This window comes from Leptolyngbya sp. FACHB-711, assembly GCF_014695615.1.
GTDB lineage: Bacteria > Cyanobacteriota > Cyanobacteriia > Elainellales > Elainellaceae > Leptolyngbya_A.
In genome coordinates, this window is sequence record NZ_JACJOR010000357.1 from 1 (window position 1) to 8,959 (window position 8,959).

Genomic DNA, 8,959 nt, shown 5'->3' on the forward strand with positions numbered 1-8,959 from the left:
AGTGATCAACGGCAGTCCACAATCAGATTTTGTTTTTTGGGTTGTATCGCAAAAACTTTTTAAAGACAAACGATACCTATTAAGGTCATCGTCTTAAGCAGTTACGCCCAAGAGTGCTTCGATAAATCTGGCCTGAGATGCAATATCCCCTTTGTCAATACCATTCACTTGTCCTTTGCGGATCATATTCATCGCTGGAGTTGTGATCAGCCCTGAGCAGTTTTCAGCAGAGCAACAACGATATCTTGTGCATCAACATATCCACGCTTTACGAGCATTATCCTAAACACCCATTACTCTCGTTGTAACACCACTTTCCCGATCGCCTGCCCCGACTCAGCCCGTTGGTGTGCTGCTGCTACTTCAGAAAACTTGAACACCTGACTATCGAGTAGCGGTTGTACCTGTCCGGCATCGACTAACTGAGCCAGTTGGGTCAGAATCTCTCTATGCCGCGATCGCCCCACACTATGCAACAGTGGAATCAACATAAAGACCAGATGCAGCGTCAGTCCTTTTGCATGTAGCAGGGTTAAGTCTTGCTGAGACAGAGAAACAATTGACACCACTGTTCCATTCAGCTTTGCAGCTTTGAATGCGTTTTGCAAATTGTCATTTCCTACTGTGTCGAAAACTATGTCAAATCCTTGCTCATTGGTGTGTTCTGCCACAAACTCTTCAACAGGCTGCTGATGGTAGTTGATGGTGAAATCAGCTCCTAGTTTACGGGCGATCGCTCCTTTCTCTTCACTCGATACCAGGGCATAAACTGTCGCTCCTGCTGACTTCGCCAGTTGTACCCCAATATGCCCTACACCGCCTGTTGCTCCATAAACCAGAACCCGTTGTCCAGGTTGAACTTTGGCGCGATCGATTAGCCCTTCCCAGGCAGTGATTGAAACGAGGGGTAGAGCGGCAGCTTCTGCCATCGTGAGCGACTTGGGCTTGTGAGCCACTTGATCTACATCTGCCAGCATATACTCCGCCAATGCACCCCCCAACCCTTTCACGCCGCCTGCACAGGCATACACTTCATCTCCGGGTTTAAAGATGGTGACTCCCTCACCGATTGTTTCCACCACTCCGGCAACATCTCCATGCAATACAGCAGGAAAATCAGGGGCAATGTCTGGAACTGCACCCTGACGAATTTTGTAGTCCACTGGATTCACGCTGGTTGCCATGACCCGAATCAATACATGATGGGGTAGGACTTGAGGAGCTGGGACATCGGTTGTTTCAAAAACAGCGGGGCTACCGAACTGGGTAATAATTTGGGCTTGCATTGCAATTGACCTCAGAACTCATATTCCATGAGTACCATTGAGACATTGCTGCCCGAAAGGATTAACGGCAAAGTGCATTAGTTACTTTTTGGTAAACATGGTGATCAACCCGAATTCTGACGCTATCCAATTGAATTACTTGCCGCAGCCTGCGCTCGATCGCATCGCTAACATGAACCTGTTCGACACCAACTGTGCAGGGCATCAAATGCTCGAACACATTGCTAATAAGTGGACAGTGTTGATTGTGTATGCCCTGACGCAGGGGAAAAAGCGATATAGCGAACTCAAGCAGCAGATTGTTGGCGTATCTCCCAAGATGCTGATTCAAAATTTGCGGAACCTGGAGCGATGTGGATTGATCGAGCGAGAAATTTATCCCACCGTTCCGCCACGGGTCGATTACTCGTTGACTCCATTAGGAGAATCGCTGGTAGAACCGTTGGCGATCTTGGGGGAGTGGGCATATCGTCATATTCCAGAGGTCAAGACAGCAATGGAGCAGTATGACGATAACCCTAAAGAAAACTACTGGGAACCCAAGTAATTCGGCAGCAGGTTTATTTCAGGGCAACATGCTTTAACTCTAAATGGGATCGGGCATGCATCAGCAGTGTAACCGCAAAATATTGATAAAACAGCGCAAGAATCGGGCTTCAAGTTTAAGGGGGCTTTTTCTAATCTTGAGTTATTGAAACCCAACTCAAATCGAGAAAGGAACTATGAACGTTATCCAATCCCTGATTGCAACTGGCACAATCGCGATCGTTTCCTTTACTTCTCTCCCTGTCGCTCTGTCAGAGACAGTCAATTTTGATTTCCTCGCACGCGAGTCTACACAGATGATGGCTGAACTGCCTGCATCCTTCCAACCCGGACTCAATCAGGTTATCTTTCAAAGCGAGGGCGAACGGATGGTGGGTAACTTGTACCTGCCAGCTTCCTACCAGTCCGGAGACAAACTTCCCGTGATTGTTGTGACAGGTGCCTGGACGACGGTAAAAGAACAAATGCCTGCGGTCTATGCTCAACGGCTCGCCGATCGCGGATTTGCGACTTTCACGTTTGATTTTCGCTACTGGGGTGAGAGCGGTGGTACTCCTCGCCAATACGAATCACCTGCGGCTAAAGTTCAAGATATCAAGAATGCGGTTGCGTTCTTGCAAACCTTACCTGTGATTGATGGCGATCGCATTGGTGGGTTGGGCATCTGTGCCAGCGCAGGCTACATGGCACAAACCGTTGCAGAAGATTCAAGCTTCAAATCCTTTGCAACCGTTGCCGCATGGTTACATGACATGGATTCGCTCAACGCATTATTTGGGGAAGAAACGGTGCAGCATCGGATGGAAATCGGGCGGGCTGCCCGTGAACAATACGACCGCACGGGCAAGGTGGCTTATGTTCCGGCTTATTCTCAAGGCGATCGCAGTGCAGCCATGTTTGGCGATGTTAGTTATTACGCCAGTACGGATCGGGGTGTGACTCCAGAGTGGACAAATCTTTTTGCGGTGATGTCCTGGCACGAATGGCAGGGATTTGATGCAATGGCGATCGCGCCCCAAATTACAACTCCAACGCTGATGGTTCACAGCGATGGTTCTGCTCTGCCGGACAATGCCCGCGAATTCTATGCTTCGTTGAGTGGCGAAAAGCAGTTAGTTTGGACGGAAGGACAACATCTTGATTTCTACGATCGCGATCCTCAAGTTGCAACCGCTGTCGATGCATTAGTAAGTCATTTCCAGGCAACATTGCCCCATCTCACATCAGTACAGCATTAGTCAGTTTGAAATATTCAACAGTCATTACACATTATTTGGAGCAAACAAAATGAGTGGACGCATGGATGGGAAAGTGGTCATTGTGACGGGCGGAAGTTCAGGAATTGGTCGAGCAACTGCCATTGCCTTCGCCAGAGAAGGCGCAAAAGTGGTGATTGCGGCACGACGAGTCAATGAAGGAGAAGCAACCGTCAAACAAATTGTGGAAGCTGGCGGAGAGGCAATCTTTGTACAAACGGATGTCACTCAAGCAAAAGAGGTACAAGCTCTAGTCGATCGCACTTTAGAAAAATATGGTCGTCTTGATGCTGCCTTCAATAATGCAGGTTCCGGTAAAGGGATTCGATTGATCGATTTGACCGAAGACGAGTGGGAACAGGAAATTACAGTCAATCTCAAATCCGTGTGGCTCTGCTTGAAATATCAAATTCCTGCGATGCTGAAGTCTGGTAAAGGGGCGATCGTGAATATCGCATCTCAAGGGGCAATCCTGGGTGTTCCCAACTATAGCGCTTATGGAGCAGCGAAGGGAGGAGCAGCAGCATTAACCCGTGCGGCGGCGGCCGAATATGCGGCAGAGGGAATTCGGATTAATGCGGTCAGTCCGGGTGCAGTTGAAACGGAGCTATGGGCGAACGCGCCTGCCGGAATGCTGGAACAGGTGGCAGCGGGTATTCCGATGCAGCGCGTTGGACAACCCCAGGATATTGCGGAAACGGTTGTTTGGCTCTGCTCTGATGCCGCTGGATTTATCACCGGACAGAACATCGCTATCGATGGTGGCTATACAACCTCCAACTAAAACTCACTGAACTCCCATGAAAAAATATTTGATTGCGCTCTTTGCTTTTGTATTAACGATCGCCTTCATGATGAGTTGGAAATCAGAACAACCTGCGATCGCCAACAACATACCTACCAGCCAGGAACAAGCTAATGTTCAACTGATTCAGGATTACTATGCTGCCTATGCAGAAAGCGATCTGAAAGCCCTTAAAACCTTCTTCGCTCCCAATATTACCTGGCGTATTCCTGGTCATCATCCTTTAGCAGGCGAGAAGCATGGTGCAGATGAAGTGATTGCATTTTTTACCCAACTTGCAAAGGGCAATTTCAAAGCTGATCCCATCTTTTTCCAAGCACAAGGGAATTATGTTGTAGACATCCACCGAGGATGGAGCAATGTTGAAGATGGTGGTACTCAAGTCGATCAGCTATTCACGCTCATGTTCAAAATTGAGAATGGCAAAATTGTTGAGGCACAAAATTTCTTAACCGATCAGCACCAGGCAGATGCTTTCTTCTGGAGGGTCTATTCCCTCAAGCCGTTGCCCGATCGCTTAGTCCAGTAAAGTGATTGTGAAAATTTGTACCACGTCAACTCTCGTTCATTTAAAGAAAAAAGCCATGCTCAAGAACAAACGCCGCCAATGGTTGCTGATTGGAAGTAGTGTAATTGCCTCCACACTTCTCTCTAATAAAGTTGCAACGGCTCAACCTTCAAATGATCAAATGATGACCTCAACTACTGATCGAGATGCCATCATCAATGCCGTCAATCAAATTGCCATCATGGCTGATCTCCGAAACTGGGAAGCCTGCCGAGATGCATTTAGCGATCGGGTTGAAACCGATTACACCTCTCTAACGGGTGGAGAACCGTCAACCATCACTGCAGAGGATTTAGTCAAGGGCTGGGAAACTTTCTTCTCACAAACTTTCAAAGTCACGCAGCATTTGATTGGAAGTCATGTTGTCACAAGCACAGGAGATACCGCAACCTGTCTTTCCAACTTTCAAGCCCACCATGTTTATTTAGATACCACAAAAGGAACTTGGACATTGGGTGGCGTTTACGAACATGGCTTAATCCGAACTCCTCAAGGCTGGCGAGTAAACCGAATGAAAATGACCTGGACTTGGGAATCCGGCAATCGTCCCTAACTAACTGCACTGCAAGCGATAATCTTTTGGTGTCACCCCGGTTGCTTTGCGGAAATGAGTGGTAAAGTGGCTTTGATTGGAAAACCCTACTCGATAGGCAATTTCTGCGATCGCTAGCTGAGTCACCGTCAATAAAACTTTGGCACGTTCCATTCGGCGTTGAATTAAATACTTGTGCGGAGTTTCCCCTATTGCAGCTTTGAAGGCACGGGCAAAATGAAACTGGCTCATCGGAACTAAAGCTGCCATGTCTTCGATCGCAATGTCTTCTTCCAAATGCTCCTCAATGTAATCTTGAATCTGCTTCAGCTTTACAGCATCAAGCGCACGACCCGGAACAACGAGCTTCTTCTGTAGCATTCCGGATTCACAATAGTTGCGTAACAGATGAACCGTCAGCAAATTTTTCAGCGATTGGGCAAAAAGGTTTCCGCCTAATCCTTCATTCAGCAGTTCACCCTTGAACCAGTGAGCAACTTGAGTAATGGTGGGATCAGGAAAAATCACTCGATGGCTCAACTGCGTTTCTGCAGGCAATTCATTTTCTACCGCCGTCTGTTTCAGATAATCTGGATCAAGGTAAAGAGTGACATACTCACTTGCCTTCTCCCGGTGATGCCAGACAAACTCGCGATCGCCATACAAAAACGCACTCCCCGCAGGCAGAGCAGTGGTTTGTTTTTTGCCATCAACAGACCAGGTAACGCGATCGTGCGGGATAAATGCCACACTAATCGCGTGTTTAGGCATGGCAAACTCAAAGTCGCCTACACTTTCGAGCAGACCATACTCAACCGTAATATTCTGCCACTCCTTCTTGAGGAAAAGGGAAGGTTGCTCCGTCATCTGCCACCACTTCAGAAAACGTTACTGCCCTTATCCTATCGAAATACAATTTCCTGGCAAGCCTTTCTCCTCACGGTACTGCTTGGGTGTCGTCTGCAATACATGCCGGAACACGGTCGTCATGTGACTCTGGTTGCCAAATCCAGCTTCTATGGCGACTTCAGCCAGCGATTGCCTCTTATCCTGCAAAAGTTGTTGAGCCAATTCCACCCGGCATTGCAGCACGTACTGATAAGGAGGGATTCCGGTTGTGGCTTTAAAGGCTCTGGCAAAGTGATAGGGACTCAATCCAATTATGGTTGCAATATTGCTCAAATTTAACGGCTGTGAAACGTTCGCTCGAATGTAGTCCAGGACATTCTTTAACAACTGGGGTTCCAGGAATTCTGGTGGACGTTTGAAGCGTTGAGAAAGGGTCGATCGCCGATAGATAATTTGTCCGAGGACTGCTGTCACAACGGATTCCAGGTAGAACGCACCACCCAGCTGCCCATTGTCAAAAAACTCCTGGATGGCGATCGCTGCACTCAGTCCCCAATGAGTTTTGAAAATTTGTCCTGGCAGTAACTCCACAGTTTCTCCCTCTGCCACACTATGGGATAGAAACGCCTGGGAATAGCCAAACACCACGAAGCAAGACGCATCTTCCACCGAACGATAGGTACTGCCTTGAGGCACAATGTCAAACCCTCCCGGTGTTGCCTTGTAAGGTTTGAGGCGAGCGCTATCGAAAGCCGCAACACCCTGAGTCAACCCAAAACTGGTGGCTACAAGATTGAGGGGAGAGCACAAATTTACCTCCAGATGACCGGGTGGAACAATCGCCACCATGTACTCTGGGGTTTCGATCCAGTGCCCCCATTGCGGCAGGTTCTCCAACGGAGGTTGATCCAGAGGGATCTTACGATCGGTCGGGTCAAACAGAAACTCTTGCAGTAGGCTCATCGGCAGGGGAAGGAAATTTCATTCCATCATCTCGTCATCCGATCACCTCCGCAAGAATCTAAAAGACAGTGATCGCTCAAAGTCAGTAAGCTCATTTCAGCATTGTGATGATTGTTGTAATTCGATGATTGTTGTAATTCGATGTCTGTTTTAATTCCGATCTCAACTTTCTTTATTGGCTGCCATGGATTACTGGCTTTAGGGCTGTCCTACCAAGTTGTAATGGAACGCATCCGAACTCGTGTTTGGCATGGGGCAACCACTGGAGACATTGCCTCGCAACCCGATTACCTGAAACAACCCAATGCCTGGGCAGCCTTGATCGAGAAGCTGACACAACAAACCATTGCAACCAAGGAATCCGATAATGGCGTATTGCAACGAACGATTCGGGCGCACGGAAATTTCATCGAATATGTACCGCTTGGTTTGTTATTTCTGATTGCCTTAGAGTTCATGCAAGCGTCTACTGCCTTGCTCTGGTTACTGGGGGCAACATTGATTGTGTCGCGCATTTTCCATGCGTGGGGAGTGCTTGAAACCTACGGGCCCTCACCGAAAAGAGCGATTGGCTTTTTTGGAACCTGGATGGTTTACATCGCTGGTAGTGCAGCGTGTCTCTACTACAGCTTGCAGTCATTCCAATCAACGCATTGAGCAATTGGCAAGCCATAAACTCTTCGAGCACATTCTGACTCAATATGCACAGGCATCTGCTTTTAGATAGAGATATTTAATGCATGTGAAGTTAGTTGACAGCCAGAAAATTAGAAGAACTTTTTCCGAAATTTCAGAACTAGTGAGTGTAGTTCTAACGGCTCATCGCCCCAGATTGAAGTTTATGATTCAAGGGATGAAAAAAGCCTCGCTTCGCTCATTTTTCTTGTTTGGTCTGACTGTTTTACTCACTGTCAGTTGTACAAGTGTTAATTCCTATAACGGGAAAGCAGATTCAAATAGTCAAACTAGTACGCCAATCGAAATCACAACATCTAACATCGATCGCAACAATGAATTACGCGATCGCATTGAACAAATCTCTCAGGTTGCTCAAGGACGAGTTGGAGTTACAGCCACAGTACTAGAAACTGGGGAATCAGTCACTTTCAATGGTGATCAGCAATTTCCGATGCAGAGCGTTTACAAGTTTCCGATTGCAATGGCGGTTCTAGCTCAAGTCGATCAAGAAAACCTGAAACTAGACCAGAAGATCCGGATTGAAGTAAGCGATGTCGTTCAAGAGAGTCGGATTCTGGAGGAGAATTCACAAGGAAGGGAATTCCTTTTATCCCAATTGTTGCAGTATATGGTTTCTGAAAGTGATAGTACGGCTTGTGATGCGCTATTACGACTCGTTGGTGGGCCACAGCGTGTCATGGAGTATTTAAGCAGCCTTGGCGTAAATGATATTGTTGTAGCGAACACAGAGAATGAGATTCAGTTCGGGCAAGATACCACATTGCAGTATCGTAACTCTGCAACGCCAGATGCAGCCGTTAACTTATTACGTGCTTTCTATGAAGGGCGAGGGCTTTCAGATTCTAGTCAAGCTTCACTGCGACAATGGATGACGGAGACCTCGACAGGCCCAAACCGGATTAAGGGTCTGTTGCCTGAGGGAACCGTTGTAGCGCACAAAACAGGAACTTCAGCAACTGTCGATGGAGTGACGGCTGCAACCAATGATGTGGGAATTGTGACGCTTCCAAATGGGCGACATTTGGCGATCGCTGTCTTTGTTTCAGATTCTAGAGCAAGCGGTACGATCCGTGAGGGAGTCATTGCAAGGGTGGCAAAGGCAACTTGGGACGAATGGAGCCAATAGACTTTCTTTAGCGTTTGCAAATTTCGTTCAGTCGCGGTCTGCTCATGCTGATTTACGACATGCAAAATCTGGTTAAAGTTTATCCAGCGCAATCTCAATCTGTTAATGATCTCATGACCTTCCAAATTTACCAGGGCGAAATTTTCGGCATCTTGGGCGATAACGGGGTAGGTAAAAGCACGCTAATACGCATCGGTATAAAAGCAGTTGAAGGAGCTAATTTTTTGGATTTTGTCCATTCATAAGATTTTTTCTTTGGCGAGGCGAACGGTGATAGACGCACCGTTATAAAAACTCCCCTGCTGGCACAGCTCAAATTCCCCTAGCAA

11 protein-coding genes are annotated in these 8,959 nt (G+C 47.4%); 8 read left to right on the top strand and 3 right to left on the bottom strand.

Translation table 11 applies throughout. The features are described 5' to 3' along the window. Positions 1-293: 293 nt before the first annotated feature. Entirely contained in the window at positions 294-1,286 is a 993-nt protein-coding gene (locus tag H6F80_RS14720; protein ID WP_190792283.1) for a zinc-dependent alcohol dehydrogenase family protein, read from the bottom strand. A 130-nt stretch (positions 1,287-1,416) separates the two neighbouring features. On the opposite strand from H6F80_RS14720, the gene H6F80_RS14725 reads away from it, so the two are divergent. From H6F80_RS14725 to H6F80_RS14745, 5 genes are all read left to right on the top strand, one after another. Beyond that, a complete protein-coding gene (locus H6F80_RS14725; protein ID WP_242067369.1) occupies positions 1,417-1,833 on the top strand; it encodes a winged helix-turn-helix transcriptional regulator in 417 nt (138 codons plus the stop codon). Positions 1,834-2,008: 175 nt separating this feature from the next. Further along, the gene (locus H6F80_RS14730) at positions 2,009-3,070 is read left to right on the top strand and encodes an alpha/beta hydrolase (protein WP_242067370.1); all 1,062 of its coding nucleotides are present in this window, start codon (positions 2,009-2,011) and stop codon (positions 3,068-3,070) included. A 49-nt stretch (positions 3,071-3,119) separates the two neighbouring features. Then, entirely contained in the window at positions 3,120-3,872 is a 753-nt protein-coding gene (locus tag H6F80_RS14735; RefSeq protein ID WP_190792285.1) for a glucose 1-dehydrogenase, read from the top strand. Positions 3,873-3,888: 16 nt separating this feature from the next. Further along, positions 3,889-4,422: a nuclear transport factor 2 family protein gene (locus H6F80_RS14740; protein WP_199296589.1), complete on the top strand. Its 534-nt coding sequence runs from the start codon at positions 3,889-3,891 to the stop codon at positions 4,420-4,422. A gap of 55 nt (positions 4,423-4,477) precedes the next feature. Beyond that, on the top strand, positions 4,478-5,014 hold the full coding sequence (locus H6F80_RS14745) for a nuclear transport factor 2 family protein (RefSeq protein WP_190792286.1): 537 nt from the start codon (positions 4,478-4,480) through the stop codon (positions 5,012-5,014). On the opposite strand, the gene H6F80_RS14750 is transcribed toward H6F80_RS14745, so the two are convergent. After that, positions 5,015-5,860 (bottom strand): AraC family transcriptional regulator, encoded by an 846-nt coding sequence (locus tag H6F80_RS14750; protein ID WP_190792287.1) that lies wholly within the window; start codon positions 5,858-5,860, stop codon positions 5,015-5,017. It abuts the gene before it with no gap. A 30-nt stretch (positions 5,861-5,890) separates the two neighbouring features. Next, positions 5,891-6,805, bottom strand: a complete 915-nt coding sequence (locus tag H6F80_RS14755; protein WP_190792288.1) for a helix-turn-helix domain-containing protein — start codon at positions 6,803-6,805, stop codon at positions 5,891-5,893. A gap of 141 nt (positions 6,806-6,946) precedes the next feature. On the opposite strand from H6F80_RS14755, the gene H6F80_RS14760 reads away from it, so the two are divergent. The 3 genes from H6F80_RS14760 (at position 6,947) to H6F80_RS14770 (ending at position 8,875) form a co-directional block, all read left to right on the top strand. Continuing rightward, complete coding sequence (locus tag H6F80_RS14760) at positions 6,947-7,462, top strand: MAPEG family protein (protein ID WP_190792289.1); 516 nt, start codon at positions 6,947-6,949, stop codon at positions 7,460-7,462. A gap of 184 nt (positions 7,463-7,646) precedes the next feature. Beyond that, a complete protein-coding gene (bla, locus tag H6F80_RS14765; RefSeq protein WP_190792290.1) occupies positions 7,647-8,630 on the top strand; it encodes a class A beta-lactamase in 984 nt (327 codons plus the stop codon). Positions 8,631-8,674: 44 nt separating this feature from the next. Next, the gene (locus H6F80_RS14770) at positions 8,675-8,875 is read left to right on the top strand and encodes an ATP-binding cassette domain-containing protein (RefSeq protein WP_190792291.1); all 201 of its coding nucleotides are present in this window, start codon (positions 8,675-8,677) and stop codon (positions 8,873-8,875) included. Positions 8,876-8,959: the final 84 nt, after the last annotated feature.

Coding starts and splice junctions, on each gene's coding strand:
- H6F80_RS14720 (WP_190792283.1), bottom strand. CDS start 1,286: ATGCAAGCCCAAATTATTACCCAGTTCGGTAGCCCCGCTGTTTTTGAA.
- H6F80_RS14730 (WP_242067370.1), top strand. CDS start 2,009: ATGAACGTTATCCAATCCCTGATTGCAACTGGCACAATCGCGATCGTT.
- H6F80_RS14735 (WP_190792285.1), top strand. CDS start 3,120: ATGAGTGGACGCATGGATGGGAAAGTGGTCATTGTGACGGGCGGAAGT.
- H6F80_RS14740 (WP_199296589.1), top strand. CDS start 3,889: ATGAAAAAATATTTGATTGCGCTCTTTGCTTTTGTATTAACGATCGCC.
- H6F80_RS14745 (WP_190792286.1), top strand. CDS start 4,478: ATGCTCAAGAACAAACGCCGCCAATGGTTGCTGATTGGAAGTAGTGTA.
- H6F80_RS14750 (WP_190792287.1), bottom strand. CDS start 5,860: ATGACGGAGCAACCTTCCCTTTTCCTCAAGAAGGAGTGGCAGAATATT.
- H6F80_RS14755 (WP_190792288.1), bottom strand. CDS start 6,805: ATGAGCCTACTGCAAGAGTTTCTGTTTGACCCGACCGATCGTAAGATC.
- H6F80_RS14760 (WP_190792289.1), top strand. CDS start 6,947: ATGTCTGTTTTAATTCCGATCTCAACTTTCTTTATTGGCTGCCATGGA.
- bla (WP_190792290.1), top strand. CDS start 7,647: ATGATTCAAGGGATGAAAAAAGCCTCGCTTCGCTCATTTTTCTTGTTT.
- H6F80_RS14770 (WP_190792291.1), top strand. CDS start 8,675: ATGCTGATTTACGACATGCAAAATCTGGTTAAAGTTTATCCAGCGCAA.